Source organism: Halodesulfovibrio sp., assembly GCF_015482765.1.
Classification (GTDB): domain Bacteria; phylum Desulfobacterota; class Desulfovibrionia; order Desulfovibrionales; family Desulfovibrionaceae; genus Halodesulfovibrio.
This window is the reverse complement of the sequence record NZ_JADMLB010000017.1, coordinates 81,963-100,146: the sequence shown is the minus strand read 5'-3', so window position 1 is coordinate 100,146 and position 18,184 is coordinate 81,963. Positions and strand designations below refer to the sequence as shown.

The window sequence follows — 18,184 nt, the reverse complement described above, 5'->3', positions numbered from 1 at the left end:
ATAACAGGAATCTAATACGCCGCTAGTGAATTTTTCTCCTTGAATCAATTGACGGGTACGCAAAGAGTGTATTAAGAGAAGATGCATTTTTTGCGTTCCTTGGATAGCCAAGGTTGCGAAAAAGCAGTTTCATTCCAGAAGGAGAGGCTAATGTCAAACGTAATCGTGATGGGCGCTCAGTGGGGAGACGAAGGCAAAGGTAAAATTGTTGACCTCCTTACCCGCGACATCGACGTAATCGTCCGCTTTCAGGGCGGAAATAACGCCGGTCATACTGTAATCGTAGGTGACAAGGAATACATCCTTCATCTCATCCCTTCCGGCATCCTGCACGAGGGCAAAAAGTGTCTCATTGGCAACGGTGTAGTGCTTGACCCGGGCGTATTTTGGAAAGAGATTGAAGGCCTTCGCGCAAAAGGACTTGATGTAAGTCCTGAACGCCTGAAAATCAGCAAAAAGACTCACCTCATCATGCCGTACCATTGTGCGCTTGATGGTGCTCGTGAGGATCACAAATCAGACGATAACAAGATCGGTACTACCGGTCGCGGTATCGGTCCATGCTACGAAGATAAAGCAGCCCGTATCGGCATCCGTGCCGGCGATCTTGCTGACCACGATCTGCTTCGCACTAAAATCGAAGCCGCTCTGGTTGAAAAGAACGCTCTGTTCACTGCTCTTTATGGTCGTGAAGCTGTTTCCGTTGACGCAGTATTCGAAGAAGTTGTGGCAGCAGGTGACTGTCTTGTGCCATATCTTGCCGATGTTACTGGTGAAATCTGGGAAGCATTCGACTCTGGTAAGAACGTGATGTTTGAAGGTGCTCAGGGTATCCACCTTGACATCGACCACGGCACTTACCCGTTCGTAACCTCTTCCAATACTGTTGCAGGTAACGCATCTGCCGGTGCCGGCATTCCGGCTACCCGCCTTGATCGTATCATTGCAATCGTTAAAGCGTACACAACCCGCGTAGGCGCAGGTCCGTTCCCGACTGAACTCTTCGACGAAGACGGTAGCTACCTGCAGGAAAAAGGCCACGAATTCGGTGCAACCACCGGTCGTCGTCGTCGCTGCGGTTGGCTCGACCTCGTAGTGCTCAGCGAGACTGCACGTCTCAACGGTCCTACTGACATTGCCCTTACTAAGCTTGACGTTCTCAGCGGTATGAAAGAAATTAAAATCTGCACCGCATACGAGTACAAAGGCGAACGTGTTACTGTCATCCCTCAGGAGCAGGGCGCTCTTGGCGAATGCACCCCGTTGTATGAATCCATGCCGGGCTGGGATGAAGACATCACCAAGGCAACCAAATGGGAAGATCTCCCAGAAAATTGTCAGAAGTACATTGAACGCATTGAAGACCTCACCGGCGTACGCGTAAGCATCATCTCCGTAGGTCCTGAACGCGATCAGACCATCATGCGCTAATTTTACCCGGAGGTAACGGTTTGGGTACGTCAAAAGACCAATCAACCCAGTCCGCTCTGGAGCCTCATGATATTATAGCCCCGTCTCTGGATGCTCGTCATGCCAGAGTGCGGGGCTTTATTGAGCAGCTCGCAGAAGACCCGCCACAAGTAATCCTGTTCGAAGGTGGAACCACCGATGAACGTGAAGCCGTGGCGCTCTATTGGGCTGCGCGCATAAACTGCCTCAACTCTCCAGCTCCCTGTCTGGAGTGCAGTGCCTGCAAACAGATGATTACCAAATCATCACGCGATCTCTTCTTTCTTGACGGACGCGCCGGATCTATTGGATTTGATGGAGAACCGAACAACACGGGAACCATCAAAATTGAGTGGATACGTGAACTGCGTTCCATCCTCGGCGAACCGCCACGTTCTGAAAAAAAACGTGTTGTCGTTCTTTTTGAAGCACAGTCTTTGAGCATCGCGTCAGCCAACGCACTCCTCAAATCTCTTGAGGAACCCCGCCCGAACACAAGCTTCCTTCTCCTTGCTCCGCAGCGCGAACGATTACTCCCTACACTGGTCTCCAGAAGTTGGGTTGTAACCCTTGCGTGGCCTACAGGCGAAGAGACTTCCGCCCATTCTGATGATGTTCGTGAATGGTCTGAACTGCTTGCGACATTCATGGTTGAAGGCACAGGGCTGCTTACCAAAACCGGAACTCGCGGTGCGCTTGACGCAACACTGGCTGCCCACCTGGTCGTACACTGCCAACATGAACTGGCTAAAGCGATCACCGGCAGAAAAGGCGGCGAGCTGGCAAGACTCTTTGCCCAACTTGATATGGGACGCCAACGCAAGCTCGACGAAGTTCTCAGCGAATGTCAGGACTCTCTCAATGCACTTGTAGCTCCTGCACTCGTTATCGACTGGCTCGGCACAAAGTTGTACCTGCTTGCTAAATTTGCCGCTAAAACCAGCGGCAGAACTATCCGCTAACCCTTACTGATCGACAGATACATACAGCGGGCACAGCTCAGCTGACTCTTTACACACGCCCTCAGCCTGACAACAAAGAGACCTCACTCTCTTTAAAGGTCATTCCTACCCTCTGCTTAAGTCACTTTTCCGTTAGCTTACGCACAAAAAAAGAGCTCCCCTGAAACAGAGAAGCTCTCATTCTATTCTACTAAGAGATCAAGGAGAGTCTACACTCTCTCAACCTACCAGCTCATACGCATTTTTGCACCCATGGCAGCCATCTGGCGTTTCAGCTCAGGGATGGTGTATTCGCCATAATGGACAATAGAAGCAATGAGCGCTGCTGTTGCACGACCTTCGGTCACGGCATCATACATATGCTGAGGGTTTCCCGCACCGCCGGAAGCGATGATCGGAATATTTACGGCATTAGCAATGGTGCTTGTAAGATTCAATTCATAGCCGTCTTTAGTACCGTCTGCATCAATAGAGTTAACGCAAATTTCACCGGCACCAAGCGCTTCAGCAGTTTTTGCCCATTCAATTGCATCCATATTCATATGCTTTCTGCCACCATGGATAACAATTTCATAGCCGGACGGAATCTCGGAAGTAACAGGAACCTGTTTAACATCCATACCGAGAACAATCGCCTGATTACCGAAGCGGGCAGCGCCTTCACTGATAATATCAGGATTCTTAACAGCACCGGAGTTCACGGAAACCTTTTCTGCACCGGCATTCAAGGCATCTCGCATATCCTGTACGGAATTAATACCGCCGCCGACAGAAAACGGAATGAAGATTGTTGAAGCTACTTTCTCAACAACATCAAGGAAAATCCCGCGACCTTCGTGCGATGCTGTAATATCGTAGAAAACAATCTCGTCAGCACCTTCATCGTAATATTTCTTGGCAGTTTCTACCGGATCACCGATATCCACGTTACCTTTAAATTTTACACCCTTGGTCAATCTTCCATCACGTACGTCAAGGCACGGAATAATACGTTTACTTAGCATTAGCGGCCTCCTCGCAGTAGTTGTAGAAGTTTTTGATCAAGCGAAGTCCTGCGCGTCCGCTCTTTTCCGGATGGAACTGAACAGCCCACAAACCGGGACCTCCATGAATGGAGCAGAATTCATAGCCGTACTGCGTTGTTGCAATAACATATTCAGGATCAGGCTCAGGGAAGTATGAATGAACAAAATAAAATTCATCGTCATCACTGATGCCTTTTAACAATTCACACGGCTTACGCTGTGTAATTTTGTTCCAGCCCATATGTGGAACACGAATCGGATCACCGTTCATGTCCTTCCATTCGTCATTAAAAAGATTACACTGTCCCGGAATAATACCAAGAGTCTTAGTGTTACCTTCCTGACTGTAATCGAGCATAATCTGACAACCAACACAAATACCGAGCAGCGGTTTCCCCTGTTCAATAGCATCACGAAGCACTGCTTCAAGACCGGAGGCGACTAATTCATCCATAGCCTGACCTGCGGCACCGACACCAGGGAAAATAATTCCATGAGCCGCCAACACTTCATCTGGGTTTGCTGTAATTTTATTTGGGATACCAAGGTGATCAAGCGCACGTTTCACGCTTGTCTGGTTCCCCGCTTTGTACTCAAGAATCGCGAGCATGTGAGCGGCCTCCTTATGTAGTGTTCTGTTCTACGCTGATCACTTTGTTGGATACAGCAGTAGTTTATAAAGATTCAGTTTGGGGAGTAACAGGCAGAATCGAGAAGAGCAAGTATTTAGGACGCCACTTGCATTACATTGCACGGCAGGATATATTTTGCCCAGTTTTCATTTTTTTGTTTGCTTTTTGATTTCCGCTAGCGTAAGACACGGAGATTTCTGGCGAGGGCTCGAGGTACAATCCGCTCCTTGTCTTACAGGTTGACGGTAATCTCGGATTCTTACGTCATTAATCTTGCGGGGAATTCTTTCCCGCTATTTTTGTGCCCGACAGTATTTTCTGTCTTCACCGAGAAGGTGCAACCTTTACAACCAGAGATTTTTGCCACCATGCCAAAAAGGACAGATTTAAAGCGCATCATGGTTATTGGCTCCGGACCAATTGTAATTGGTCAGGCTTGTGAGTTTGATTACTCCGGAACTCAGGCTGTTAAAGCCTTGAAAGAAGAAGGGTACGAAGTTGTGTTGGTGAACTCCAACCCAGCTACGATTATGACAGACCCTGAACTTGCCGACCGGACGTATATTGAGCCAATTGAACCTGCAACGGTTGCTGAAATTATTCGAAAAGAGCGACCTTGTGCTCTTCTGCCCACACTTGGCGGTCAGACCGGTCTGAACACTGCCCTTGCAGTTGCAGAATCCGGCGTGCTTGAAGAGTGTGGCGTTGAACTTATCGGGGCAACCAAGTCAGTTATTGAAAAAGCGGAAAGCCGTGAGCTTTTCCGTGAAGCAATGGCGAACATCGGCCTCAGCGTTCCAGCTTCTGACATTGCAAGAAGTATGGACGACGTACGTCGTATCGGCGAAGAAATGAGCTTCCCGATCATCATCCGTCCTGCATTTACCATGGGTGGTAAAGGCGGCGGTATTGCTTACAACATGGAAGACCTTGAAGCGATTGCTTCACAGGGTCTTGCCGCGTCTATTCAGTCAGAGTTGCTGCTTGAACAGTCCATCATCGGCTGGAAAGAGTACGAAATGGAAGTTATGCGTGATAAAGCGGATAACTGCGTTATCATTTGTTCCATTGAAAACTTTGACCCGATGGGCGTGCACACCGGCGACTCCATTACTGTAGCACCTGCACAGACTCTCACCGACCTTGAATACCAGAAAATGCGTGATGCCTCTATCGCTATCATGCGTGAAATCGGCGTTGAAACCGGTGGTTCCAACGTTCAGTTCGGTGTGAACCCTAAAAACGGCGACCTCGTGGTTATTGAAATGAACCCGCGTGTTTCCCGTTCCTCTGCCCTTGCTTCTAAAGCAACCGGCTTCCCTATTGCTAAAATTGCGGCAAAGCTTGCTGTGGGATACACTCTTGATGAAATCCCTAACGACATTACCCGTGAGACAATGGCTTCTTTTGAACCGACCATTGACTACTGCGTAACCAAGCTTCCTCGCTTTACATTTGAAAAATTTCCGGGCGCTCAGGACGAACTCAACACTGCTATGAAGAGTGTTGGTGAAGCTATGTCTATCGGACGTACCTTCAAAGAATCCTTCCAGAAAGGCATGCGCTCTCTTGAAGTTGGTGTTGCCGGCTTCGGTAATGACTACCGTGGTAAACTTCCTGAACTGGAAGACATCATGGGTCTGCTCCGCACACCGAACTCCAAACGAGTTTTTGCTCTGCGCCATGCGTTCCTCCTTGGCATGACCATCGAAGAACTGCACGAAATCACTTTCATTGACCCGTGGTTCCTCCACCAGCTTAAAGACATCATCTCCATGGAAGAAGAGATTAAAGACTTTGGTCTTGCAAACTCTCTTGCTCCTGAGAACGAAGAACTCCATGCACTCATGAAACGTGCGAAAGAGTACGGCTTCTCTGATCGTCAGCTTGCTGAAATGTGGAAGCAACCGGAAACAGCAATCCGCCAGCTGCGTAAAGAACTCGGTCTTGAGCCAGTATACTACCTTGTAGATACTTGCGCCTCTGAATTTGAAGCATACACTCCGTACTACTACTCCACCTATGAAACAGGCAGCGAGATTGAAGTTGCGGATAAGAAAAAAGTAATCATCCTCGGCGGCGGTCCTAACCGTATCGGTCAGGGCATCGAGTTTGACTACTGCTGCTGTCATGCATCCTTTGCACTGCGCGACATGGACGTACAGTCCATCATGGTTAACTCCAACCCTGAAACTGTTTCTACTGACTACGATACATCTGACCGTCTCTACTTTGAGCCGCTCACTTTTGAAGATGTTATGAACATCGTAGAAATGGAAAAACCGGACGGAGTAATCATCCAGTTCGGCGGTCAGACTCCGCTGAACCTTGCTGTACCGTTGTTGCGTGCCGGTGTACCAATCCTCGGCACACATCCGGACTCCATTGACCGCGCTGAAGACCGCGAACGCTTCCAGGCTCTTATCAACAAGCTTGATTTGATGCAGCCTGCTAACGCGACCGTTATGTCTTTTGAAGAAGCACGCAAGGCTGCAAAAACTATCACCTACCCTCTGGTTGTTCGTCCTTCCTACGTACTTGGCGGACGCGCAATGGAAATCGTTTTCGATGAAGAGCAGCTTGCTACTTACTTCGATAAATATGTTCCAGCGAACCTTGAGCACCCTATCCTTCTGGATAAATTCCTTGAGAACGCAACAGAAGTTGATGTTGATGCTATCAGTGACGGCGACGAAGTATACGTTGCAGGCATCATGGAGCACATTGAAGAAGCTGGTATCCACTCCGGTGACTCCGCATGTGTTCTGCCTCCGCATACACTCCCTGCTGAAATCGTAGGTGAAATTCGCAGACAGACCATCGAACTCGCTAAAGAAATTCGTGTTGTCGGCCTTATGAACATCCAGTTTGCGGTTAAAGACAAGCAGATTTACGTTCTTGAAGTTAACCCTCGTGCGTCCCGAACCGCACCGTTTGTTTCCAAAGCAACCGGCGTACCGTTACCGCGTCTGGCAACACAGGTTATGCTCGGCGAAAAGCTTGCAGACCTCGACCCTTGGTCCATGCGTAAACACGGCTACGTTTCTGTTAAAGAATCCGTCTTCCCATTCTCCCGCTTCCCGGGTGTTGATATCCTGCTTGGACCTGAAATGCGTTCAACCGGTGAAGTAATGGGTATTGCTAAGACAGTAGAAGAAGCATTCTTGAAAGGACAGGTTGCATCTGGACAGGTACTGCCTCAGGAAGGAAAAGTCTTCATTTCAGTAAATGATCGTGACAAACCATACATTCTGGATGTTGCGAAGCGTTTTGTTGATCTTGGATTTGAAGTACTCGCAACTTCCGGTTCCGCTAAACTGTTCATAGAAAACGGAATTCCGGCAACCAGAGTTGCAAAAGTGTACGAAGGTCGACCAAACATAGTTGACTTTATTAAGAATGGTGAAGTAGCTCTCCTCTTGAACACGGCTTCAGGTAAACGCACCGTGCAGGACTCCAAGTCTATCCGTCAGGAAGCACTGGTGTACGGAGTACCTTACTCCACAACAGTTTCCGGAGCTCGTGCTATATCTATGGCTATAGCAGAACAGAGAAACTGCGGACTTACAGTTCGAAGTCTGCAGGAATATTACGCTGGAGAATAATTCTCCATAAAAGGCTGGAAGGGATGCCATGAAACGTGAATATTGTGGTGTGTTCGGGATCTATAATCACGAAGAGGCAGCCCGCCTTACGTACTTTGGTCTATATGCTCAGCAGCATAGAGGACAGGAAAGTGCCGGTATTGTAACATGGGACGGCACAAAGCTTCGTGAAGAACGTGGCATGGGACTTGTTCCCGACGTGTTCAATGAAGAGCATTTAAGCAGGGAGCTGAAAGGCGACATCAGTATGGGTCATATCCGGTACTCAACCACCGGTGGTTCCCGTCTGAGAAACGCTCAACCATTTATGGTTCAGTACAAAGACCTGCAGCTTGCCATTGCGCATAACGGAAACCTTGTAAACACAATGGAACTGCGCGCTGAACTTGAAGCAAGCGGCTCTATTTTTCAGACCACAATTGACAGTGAAGTCATTGTGCATCTGATTGTTAAACATTTGCGCACAAAACCGCTTGAAGAAGCGGTACTTGCTGCTTGCAAAGAAGCCAAGGGTTCATACTCGCTGCTGCTTATGGCTAATAATAAGCTCATCGCAGTTCGTGACCCGCTTGGCATTCGCCCGTTAGTACTCGGACGTCTCGGAGATTCACATGTGATCGCATCTGAGACATGTGCATTTGATCTGCTTGAAGCAGACCTTGTGCGTAATGTTGAGCCGGGAGAAATGATAGTTATGGATGGCAACTCTATTGAGTCCTACAGAATGGACGTGAAAGTAGAGAAAAAACGCCATTGTATTTTCGAACTTATCTACTTCTCCCGCCCAGACTCACTTGTCTTTGGCGAAAACGTGTATACCTGTCGAAAAGAAATGGGACATCAGCTTGCGCTGGAGTCTCATGTGGATGCTGACTTTGTTATGCCGTTCCCCGATTCCGGAATTTACTGTGCTGTTGGCTACGCACAGGAATCCGGGTTACCGTACGAGCATGCAATGATTCGAAACCATTACGTGGGTCGAACATTTATTCAGCCGTCTCAGAACATGCGCGATTTTAGCACCCGTGTTAAAATCAACCCTGTTAAGAGCCTTATTAAAGATAAGCGTATTGTTATTGTGGATGACTCAGTTGTTCGCGGTACCACAATCCGCTCCCGTGTTAAGAAGCTACGGGAACTGGGCGCTAAGGAAATTCACTTCCGTGTGAGTTGCCCGCCTATCAAGTTCCCGTGTTACTACGGCATCAACTTCTCCTCTAAAGGGGAACTCATTGCTGCCAATAATTCCGTTAAGGAGATCGAAAAATTCATCGGTCTGGACAGCCTTCATTATCTTTCCATCGAAGGCCTGCTCAAATCGGTGTCATCTCCTGATGATTACTGTCTTGCTTGCTTTAACGGGGATTATGCAATCCCTTGTCCGGGCAGCAATTGCGGGTCCTGTAACTGCTAGTTACAGACACGCTGGAGCTTAGTGAATAATGAATAAGTGTACCTGTACACCGGCTGGTGACTGGCTGGCTAAAGGCCGTCAAGCACTCCAGATTGAAATTGAAGGTCTGGAGACTGTTAAAACAAATCTTGATGACTCCTTTGTCAAAGCCGTTGACCTGCTTGCAGAATGTAAGGGCCGAGTAATTATTACCGGTCTTGGCAAATCCGGCCTCGTCGGACGCAAGCTTGCAGCTACCCTGTCTTCCACAGGGACTGCGTCTTTTTACCTGCATCCTGTTGAAGGCGCTCATGGCGACTTGGGCATGATCAGAAAAGAAGACGTTGTGGTGTCTATATCCAACTCCGGAGAAACCGACGAACTCAACGCAGTCCTTCCGGCTATGCGCTCACTGGGAGCATCTGTAATCTCCCTGACTGGCGGCGTTGATTCAACTATGGCGCGTCTTTCCGACATCGTCATTAATACGGGTGTTCCAAAAGAAGCCTGTCCGCTCGACCTTGCTCCGACAAGCTCTACAACGGCAACAATCGCTGTTGGCGATGCCCTTGCGGCCTGCTTGATCGAAGCAAAAGCATTCACAGCGGCAGACTTTAAACGCTACCACCCCGGTGGTGCTCTTGGTCAACGCCTTACCATGTCCATTGATGCACTGATTCTTCGCGACTCAGACCCTGTTGTTACAGAAGAGACACCTCTTGCTGAAGCACTTGCAGTTATGGATAAAGGGCATCTCGGAGTTGTTGTGTTTACTGATGAAAAAGGCTGCCTTACAGGTATCCTTACAGATGGCGACCTGCGTCGACTCATCTGCAAAGGTACACTCGACATGGAACAACCTTCTTCCCGCATCATGATCAGCGACCCATACAGAGCTCAAAAAGGTTCTTCTGTGGCTCAGCTTCTTGATTTTATGGAAGAAAAAGAAATTACGGTTCTGCCTGTTGTTGAAAACGACGGTAAACTTTGCGGCATTGTGCATATGCATGATCTGCTTGGTAAGGGACGCGTAAAGTTCAGTCGATAAGCTTCACAGTCTATATGCTATAAAAAAGGGCTGCTCGTTACCGAGCAGCCCTTTTCTTCTTCTTAATGGCAAATTGGTTGCCAAAGGCGTTCAGCCCTCCATACGGAAAACTGATGGCAAAAAGCTACACAACAAAATCGATAGCTTTTCGACCGGAAATAACTTTTTTAATAAAATCAACACAGGCAACGTGAAGAGGGTCATTTGCGTAATCAGCAAGACCGGCTTCATCATCATGGGTGGAAAGAAGAATTACCTGTGCATCTTCAGTGGTGGTTGCCGCAAATTCCATAGACACATCCAAAGTCTTCAGGGATGGAATTTTTCCTTCAAGATCACGGAGCATTGCCACAGCTTTTGCTGCATTTTCTGCTGCTGTTGCGCCTTCTGCTTCCTCTTTAAGAGTAAACCATACGATATGTTTAATCATGAGATTATCCTTTCTGCAAAATAATGTTGTACTCTTTTTCTTATGCTCAAAGAGCCAAAAAGGTCAATTGCCGCGGGTACAGGAACAGCTGAAAAGCCCCGAGGAGCATTGCAGAGTTCGCAATCTTCGCGTACAGACAATTCGTTTAGCAGTGAACAGTATTCATTGTTGTTAACGGATGATTTTTTACGGAGCGCCCATGTACCCACTTACGACACATACGCTTACAGCAGTGCTGGAACGCAGTGCTGACCTGTTCCCAGATCAACCGGCACTTTCACGAGTCGGCGGAGCACCAATCACCTACAAAGAGTTTGCCAGAGCCGTTCAGGGGCTTCAGGGACTTCTTGCAGAACATGGTATCTCTGCCGGAGATAAAGTTGCCATCTTAAGTGAAAGCACTCCGAACTGGGGGATCGCATACTTTGCCATCACCGCCATGGGAGCAGTTGCAGTTCCTATTCTGCCAGACTTCCATCCTGACGCCGTTCACCACATCATCCGACACTCAGAAGCGTCTGCCGTTATTGTCTCACAAAAACTCTTCAGCAAAGTTGAAGACGGACAATACGATACTCCGCCAGAACTGTTTCTTATGGAAACATTTACCGCTGTTGCGTTTGACGAAGAACCGCAGAAGCTCAAGGAACTTAAAAAAGCCGGTTTGCGCGAATTTCGCTCCATCATGGATAAAGCGCGAGACCTTACTCAAAAATTTATTGAACGCGAGCATGCAGAAAAGATTAAAGGCAGTGTCAGCCTCTTTTCTGGAGGACACTCTATTGCCCCTGATGATGTAGCTGCTATTATCTACACTTCAGGCACCACAGGACATTCCAAAGGCGTTGTGCTCACACATGAAAACATTGTTGCGAATGCCTACGCTGTCCGCTCCATTGTAGAGGTCGGTCCCGGCGACAGACTGCTATCCATTCTGCCGCTTTCTCACACCTACGAGTGTACTCTGGGACTTATCCTCCCGCTTATGAACGGTGCGCATATCAACTACATGGATAAACCGCCTACAGCCCGTGCACTGCTTCCTGCAATGGCTCAAGTAAAGCCGACGGTTATGCTCTCTGTACCGCTCGTTATTGAAAAAATATTTAAGGCAGCCATTCTACCTAAACTCACCAGCAGCTGGGCAAAACGTATGCTGTACAAAGTTGCCCGACCTAAGCTGCATGCTCTTGCTGGTAAAAAGCTTTTGGCTACCTTTGGAGGCAGCCTTCGCGTCTTCTGTATCGGCGGTGCAGCCATTGCACCGGAAGTTGAACGATTCTTAAAAGAAGCCCGTTTTCCATATGCCATCGGATATGGGTTAACAGAAACAAGTCCGCTTCTTGCCGGAACAGGTCCCGCCCAAACCCGTCTGACTTCTACAGGCTATAAGCTCAGCGGCGTTGAGCTTAAAATCGACAACCCGCATCCGGAAACCGGTGAAGGTGAAATCCTTGCAAAAGGCCCTAGTATCATGCGTGAATACTATAAGGCTCCGGAAATTACGAAATCTGTATTCACAGAAGATGGCTGGTTCCGTACAGGCGACTTAGGGAAATTTGACCGCGACGAGTTCCTTTACATCAGAGGACGACTCAAAAACGTTATTGTCGGCCCAAGTGGAGAAAATATTTATCCTGAAGAACTTGAAGGAATGATTATGCAATCTCCTTGGGTTCTGGAAACCATTGTTTATGAACAGGATAGAAAGCTTGTTGCCCGTATCCACCTCGACAGAGCCAAAATTGATGAAGAGTACGGCTCGTTGCATGCTGCCAAAGTTGAAGAAAAGATTCTTAAATTACTTGAAGAAATTCGTACCGCAGTTAACAGCAAGGTGGCAGGCTTCTCACGTATTGCTAAAGTAATTGAGCAAACTGAGCCGTTTGAGAAAACCCCTACTCAGAAAATTAAACGCTACCTATACGTAGATTAGGTCAATTGCTGTTGTACCGAACCAAACCGGTTCAAATTTTTTGTACAGAGCGCCTGATAATAGCGGAAGCTTTTTCCCAAGTATAAAATCCTTTACGCACGCGTGTATTTGAAGAAATACTCACCATACCGCTATGCGTTGATTTTTCAGGACTTTTAAAAAATACCAAAAATAAAAAGAAGTTGGCACACTCGTTGCTACAGTTACAGTACCTTCTTTCTTTCACAGGTATTTCATGGCGAGGGGTGGCTCCCCAAACCCATATTTCTTAAGCGGAGTGCTAGGCTGGCACTCCGCTTTTTTGTCTTCTTCATTCCCCTCATACTGTACGTTCATATTTTTCTTGGCTACACTCCAAGGCACACAGTAAACGCAATGCACAACTTGTTGCCCAAGAAGGATGAACAATGCCAGCACATAAGAAACTCTACGGAATTATTGGCCACCCACTCGGTCACACAATGAGTCCTGCTCTGCACAATAGCGGGTTCAATAAATTTTCCCTCGATGCTGTTTATATGGCATTCCCTACCCCTCCGGAAAAACTTAGCGAGTTTATGGACAACTTTCGCAAGCTGCCAATGTACGGCGCCAGTGTTACTATTCCGCACAAAGAAACTGTCATGGATTATCTGGACAGTATTACTCCGAGAGCACAGAAAGTCGGTGCCGTTAATACGCTCTATTGGGAAAATGACCTACTTGTGGGCGACAATACAGACGTACTCGGTTTCATGCAGCCATTAACAACACGCGAAAACAAAGGCTCTAAAGCCCTCGTGCTTGGTGCCGGTGGCGCCGCAAAAGCTGTTCTTGCCGGATTACAGGAGCTCGGTGTTGAAGATATCACAATCTGCAACCGCTCCCCAGAACGTGCAGAAAAGCTGGCTGAACAATTCTCGGTCAAAACTGTTGATTGGGAATCTCGCGGTACTGTAGACACTGATTTGATCATTAACACCACTCCAATGGGAATGGCTGGCGAACACGTTGAAAAAACACCGTATGAAGCTGACATGTTCAGCGAAACAGGCGTTGCGTATGATCTGGTATACAATCCACTAGAAACAGCCTTTCTCCGCACGGCAGCTGCTGCCGGATGGGAAACTATAGACGGGTTACACATGTTTGCTGCTCAAGGCGCAGAACAGTTCCGTTTATGGACAGATAAAACACTTCCTCTAGATCACATCAGAAAACTGGTCTCCAACCTGCTGCACCTTTAGCACACTCTTTTTCATGCATAAGAAAAGGGTAGAGTCTGGGAACTCTACCCTTATTTTTTCAATCAATTTCTTGCCGATCAGGCGCAGCGTATACGCTTGCTTTCTCTTTTCTACTAAAGCTCCTCGCCGGTTCTAATTCGTCGGACACCATGAATATTTTGGAAATAAATGATGCCGTCGCCTTCTGTTTCAGTTCGGGCGCCTGTTTCTATGGCTGAAATAGCGTCATTAAGTCGTTCTTCCTGAACAACAAGTTCAATCCGCAGCTTTTTAAGAAGGTTCACTTCTTTGGTGACACCACGGTAGGTTTCAGTAAATCCCTTCTGCTGCCCGCTTCCAAGAATGTTGGTAACTGACAGGCCAAAAAGTTCTTTTGCGAACAACTCCTGCTTAACCTGCGGGAGACGTTCCGGTCTGATAAAAGCAACGACGTTTTTCATTGTTTTTCTCCAATCAGGTTATTCGACACTAAAAATCTGGAATCCGTTGTAGGCTTCAGAGCCATGCTCGGTAATATCCAGTCCCTTAATTTCTTCAACACGGCTTACACGAAGCCCTACAAGACTATCTACAACCTTAAAACATACTATGCCGGCTCCAAATGCCCATGCAAAAAAGACGACCACTCCGAGCAACTGAACGCCGAACTGGGTTAAATCTCCGTTATAGAAAAAACCCGTAATAGAACCGTATTCCGGTGATGCAAACAGGCCGACACCAAGGGTTCCCAGCGCACCGCAGACACCATGAACAGATATAGCACCTACAGGGTCATCTACACACAACACAGTATCAATGAACTCTATGGCGACGACAACTGCGACCCCGCAAATGGCACCGATCATGATCGCTCCGAAAGGAGAAAGCTCACTGCAACCGGCAGTTACACCGACCAAGCCAGCAAGTACGCCGTTCATTGTCATAGATGCTTCAGGCTTGCCGAAGCGCACCCAGACAGTAATCATGGCAGCAATCATGCCTGCACACCCTGACAGACTGGTATTTAGAGCAATATACCCGATGCTGCCGTCTGCCATTGTTGTTGAACCGGCATTAAAACCGAACCAGCCAAACCAAAGGATAAAGACACCAAGTCCAGCCATAGGCATGTTGTGCCCAAGAATCGCACGAGGTTTTTTGTCCGGCATGTACTTACCGATGCGGGGGCCGACAGCCATAGCACCAGCCAGAGCAACCCATCCACCTAAAGAATGGACAACTGTTGAACCTGCAAAGTCTGCAAAGCCAAGAGACTCCAACCATCCGGCATTGCCGGTAAGACCACCCCACGCCCAATGTCCTGCTATCGGGTAAATTAAACCGGTAACAAGCACACTGATCACAATATACGCTTGAAATTTAGTTCGTTCGGCAACACTGCCTGAAACGATAGTTGCTGCGGTTGCAGCAAATACAGACTGGAAAAACCAGAATGTAATATCAAAATCCCGAGAAGGGGACGGGCTGCCAATGAAAGAAAGGAAAAATCCATCCGTTCCAATCATGCCCATAATGTCTTTACCGAACATCAATCCGTACCCGATCATAAGAAAGAGCATTGTTCCAACGCCAAAATCCAACATATTCTTCATCAGAATATTACCGGCGTTCTTTGAACGGGTCAGTCCACATTCTACCAACGTAAATCCGGCCTGCATAAACATCACAAGCATGGCAGCGAGCAGAGTCCATACTATGTTCGCGTTTGTTTGGGTCAGATATACCGCCTCTTCTTCCGCATGGACGAGCGTTGCGCTTGCGCCAAGCGCCAAAACTGTCATTACCGCAACTAATCCTGTTCGGGATAACGTGCTTTTGCACACAGACATAGTAACCTCCTACTTTAACGATTTTGGTTTTACTAAAGCAGGGTCTGTGCCAAAAACATAACTACTTGGTTTTACTCAATTCATACTTTTTCTGACTTTTTGTTTTTTACAATTTTGTCAAATTTGACAATTTTAAATTGGTATTTTTGGTCAAAATATACAATTTTGTCAAAATTGGCATTTTCGCTGTTTTCTCATTTTCGAATAAAAAAGCACCTGCAACTATAGCCTCTCTTTCTAGTGCATAAAAAAAGGGTGGCCTCCAGCGAGACCACCCTTTCAATGTTGTATTGTACGATACGATTACAACAGGCTTCCCACCAGTTCACCAAATTCTTTACAGCCGACAGTCGTCGCACTTTCCATCTGGCTTGCTAGATCGCAAGTAACTGTTTTTCCTGTAATGGCTTTGCTTACCGCTGTGTGAATAGATTCAGCAGCCTCTGTCCAGCCAATGTGCTCAAGCATCATGGCACCGGACAGAATAACACTGCCAGGGTTTGCCATGTCTTTACCGGCAATTGTAGGCGCAGTTCCGTGTGTGGCTTCAAAGAAGGCAAGTTTGTCAGACATGTTCACACCCGGAGCCAAACCAAGACCGCCAACCTGTGCTGCAAGCGCATCAGAAAGATAGTCACCGTTCAAGTTTGTTGTAGCGAGCACAGAGTACTGCTCCGGACGAATAAGGGCTTCCTGGAACATTGCATCTGCAATGCGGTCTTTAACAACCATTTTACCCTCTGCCGGTGCATCTTCTGTTGTGGTCTGCGCAGCAAATTCTTCAGAAGCAACATCGTACCCCCACTGGCGGAAACCGCCTTCGGTGTACTTCATGATGTTCCCTTTATGAACAAGGGTCACACTTGGCTTGCCCTGTGCCACTGCAAATTCCAACGCTTTTCGCACAAGGCGTTTAGAACCGTTCGGTGTAATCGGCTTAAGACCGACACCGGCAGTGTTATCTACAGAAATGCCAAGCTCATCACGGAAAAATGCAATAAGGCGCTTTGCTTCAGAGCTGCCGGATTCAAATTCAATGCCGGCGTAGACGTCTTCGGTGTTTTCGCGGAACACAACCATATCCACAAGATCAGGACGCTTTACCGGCGAAATAATGCCGTCATAGTAGCGGATAGGACGAATACAGGCGTATAAGTCGAGCGTCTGTCTCATGGTAACGTTAAGGCTTCTGAACCCTTTCCCTACAGGAGTCATAAGCGGGCCTTTAATGGCAAGTTCCGCTCCCTGCAATGCAGTCAATGTTTCCTGCGGCAGGTATTCGCCTGTCTCGTTAAATGCTTTTTCTCCGGCGAGAAGCTCCTTAAATTCCAAGGAACGTTCTTTGCCGTACGCTTTTTCAATCGCAGCAGTAAGAACCGGACGTGCAGCTGCCCACACCTCTTTGCCGATCCCGTCGCCTTCGATAAAATACACTGTTTTCTGCACGGATGAACTCTCCCTGTACATGCTAAAAATATAATTCGAAACGGGACGATAGCCTGAACAAGAACAACAATGCAAGCGCTCTCACCCTACTATTTCACTGTTTTTGCTTAAAATCGTAAATTTGTTACAAATTTGTAATTGCTCTTTTTCTATAAAAAAAGCCTCTGCATAGTTATGCAGAGGCTTTTCATTTCACGTACAAGCCGTACTAAAAGGTATAAACAATGTTTACTTATTGTTCTCGTAATCAAGCGCAATTTCAACGGCTTCAGAATACAAATCCAAAGGCAATGCACCGCGAATAAGAATATTGTTCACGAGAAAATACGGGGTGCCTTCAAGTTCAAGAGCTTTTGCATCCGCCATATCTTCATCAATAATGGCATTTACAGACTCTGCACGGGCTTCTTTTGCCAATTTTTCAGGATCGAGCCCGACTTTTTTGGCAAGCTTCTGCATAAATGGTTCGCCCTGAGCGATCAATGCCTCTCTGTTGGCAAAGAACTCGTCATACAGCTTCCATGCCTTCTCAGAATCAAAATTGTTTGCGGCAACAAAGTACTGTGACGCTAAGCGTGCATTCTCATGTGAGGCTAACGGGTAGTTCTTAAAAATAAACCGCACTGTCTTGCCGTAATGGGACATAAGGCTGTTCAACGTAAATGCTGCTCGCTCGCAGTAAGGACAAGTGAAGTCAGAAAATGCCACAATAGTTACAGGAGCATCCTCACTTCCTCTAATCGCACGATCCTTGAGAGCAACAGTTTTAGAAACAGCAACATCCTGCTTCCACTGTGCTTTCATCGCAGCAATTTTAGCTTTGGAATTACCTTCACGCAACGCAATGAGCACCTGTTCGCTGTGTTCACGAATAATGCTGAGTAAAATGTCCGGATTCTCTCGCAGTATTGATTCTACTTGAGCTTTCAATTCAGGGGTACTAGCAGCAGAAACATTCTGCGGAATAAGGAGCAGCAGTGCAAACACTGCCATAAAAATTCTTTGAACCATGCGTCCTCCGGACCGGTCTTTCAGAAGGTTAGGGTGCATAAAAAGAATCGTCGTGACAGGCGAGTCCGTATGAAAATAATTATGCATTTCATACCAACATTTTTTGTACTGTTTGCCTTAAGCAGTTGCAAGTAAGCAAGCTCTTTCTTTCCAAATTGCTGCTGAAATATACAGTACATAAGGTTATTTCCA

At 47.3% G+C, this 18,184-nt stretch carries 14 protein-coding genes; 7 read left to right on the top strand and 7 right to left on the bottom strand.

What is annotated here, in order from left to right:
• Positions 1-150 precede the first annotated feature (150 nt).
• Together QZY95_RS02980 and QZY95_RS02975 are read left to right on the top strand one after the other, a co-directional pair.
• The gene (locus QZY95_RS02980) at positions 151-1,431 is read left to right on the top strand and encodes an adenylosuccinate synthase (protein WP_290919177.1); all 1,281 of its coding nucleotides are present in this window, start codon (positions 151-153) and stop codon (positions 1,429-1,431) included.
• Between the two features lie 20 nt (positions 1,432-1,451).
• Complete coding sequence (locus QZY95_RS02975) at positions 1,452-2,411, top strand: DNA polymerase III subunit delta' (protein WP_290919175.1); 960 nt, start codon at positions 1,452-1,454, stop codon at positions 2,409-2,411.
• Positions 2,412-2,635: 224 nt separating this feature from the next.
• Here the strand turns inward: QZY95_RS02975 and hisF are convergent, their stop codons facing one another.
• Positions 2,636-3,415 carry an imidazole glycerol phosphate synthase subunit HisF gene (hisF, locus tag QZY95_RS02970; RefSeq protein ID WP_290919174.1) on the bottom strand — a complete coding sequence of 260 codons (780 nt, stop codon included), beginning with the start codon at positions 3,413-3,415 and terminating at the stop codon, positions 2,636-2,638.
• On the bottom strand, positions 3,405-4,046 hold the full coding sequence (gene hisH / locus QZY95_RS02965; RefSeq protein ID WP_290919171.1) for an imidazole glycerol phosphate synthase subunit HisH: 642 nt from the start codon (positions 4,044-4,046) through the stop codon (positions 3,405-3,407). The genes hisF and hisH overlap by 11 nt, the downstream gene beginning before the upstream one ends.
• 390 nt (positions 4,047-4,436) lie before the next feature.
• Between hisH and carB the strand changes: the two genes are divergently transcribed.
• The 3 genes from carB to QZY95_RS02950 are packed head-to-tail and all read left to right on the top strand — an operon-like array spanning position 4,437 to position 10,114.
• A complete protein-coding gene (carB, locus tag QZY95_RS02960) occupies positions 4,437-7,673 on the top strand; it encodes a carbamoyl-phosphate synthase large subunit (RefSeq protein WP_290919169.1) in 3,237 nt (1,078 codons plus the stop codon).
• A gap of 28 nt (positions 7,674-7,701) precedes the next feature.
• The gene (gene purF / locus QZY95_RS02955; RefSeq protein ID WP_290919167.1) at positions 7,702-9,087 is read left to right on the top strand and encodes an amidophosphoribosyltransferase; all 1,386 of its coding nucleotides are present in this window, start codon (positions 7,702-7,704) and stop codon (positions 9,085-9,087) included.
• 28 nt (positions 9,088-9,115) lie between these two features.
• Positions 9,116-10,114 carry a KpsF/GutQ family sugar-phosphate isomerase gene (locus QZY95_RS02950; protein ID WP_290919165.1) on the top strand — a complete coding sequence of 333 codons (999 nt, stop codon included), beginning with the start codon at positions 9,116-9,118 and terminating at the stop codon, positions 10,112-10,114.
• 124 nt (positions 10,115-10,238) lie between these two features.
• On the opposite strand, the gene QZY95_RS02945 is transcribed toward QZY95_RS02950, so the two are convergent.
• A complete protein-coding gene (locus QZY95_RS02945) occupies positions 10,239-10,544 on the bottom strand; it encodes a Dabb family protein (protein WP_290919163.1) in 306 nt (101 codons plus the stop codon).
• 199 nt (positions 10,545-10,743) lie between these two features.
• On the opposite strand from QZY95_RS02945, the gene QZY95_RS02940 reads away from it, so the two are divergent.
• A complete protein-coding gene (locus QZY95_RS02940; RefSeq protein WP_290919161.1) occupies positions 10,744-12,480 on the top strand; it encodes an AMP-binding protein in 1,737 nt (578 codons plus the stop codon).
• 407 nt (positions 12,481-12,887) lie between these two features.
• Positions 12,888-13,706, top strand: a complete 819-nt coding sequence (aroE, locus tag QZY95_RS02935; protein WP_290919159.1) for a shikimate dehydrogenase — start codon at positions 12,888-12,890, stop codon at positions 13,704-13,706.
• Positions 13,707-13,819: 113 nt separating this feature from the next.
• On the opposite strand, the gene QZY95_RS02930 is transcribed toward aroE, so the two are convergent.
• The 4 genes from QZY95_RS02930 to QZY95_RS02915 form a co-directional block, all read right to left on the bottom strand.
• Positions 13,820-14,146, bottom strand: coding sequence for a P-II family nitrogen regulator (locus tag QZY95_RS02930; protein ID WP_290919157.1), 327 nt, complete (start codon positions 14,144-14,146; stop codon positions 13,820-13,822).
• 18 nt (positions 14,147-14,164) lie between these two features.
• The gene (locus tag QZY95_RS02925) at positions 14,165-15,535 is read right to left on the bottom strand and encodes an ammonium transporter (protein WP_290919155.1); all 1,371 of its coding nucleotides are present in this window, start codon (positions 15,533-15,535) and stop codon (positions 14,165-14,167) included.
• Positions 15,536-15,838: 303 nt separating this feature from the next.
• On the bottom strand, positions 15,839-16,981 hold the full coding sequence (icd, locus tag QZY95_RS02920; RefSeq protein ID WP_290919153.1) for an NADP-dependent isocitrate dehydrogenase: 1,143 nt from the start codon (positions 16,979-16,981) through the stop codon (positions 15,839-15,841).
• Between the two features lie 228 nt (positions 16,982-17,209).
• Complete coding sequence (locus QZY95_RS02915) at positions 17,210-17,992, bottom strand: thioredoxin domain-containing protein (protein WP_290919151.1); 783 nt, start codon at positions 17,990-17,992, stop codon at positions 17,210-17,212.
• Positions 17,993-18,184 lie beyond the last annotated feature (192 nt).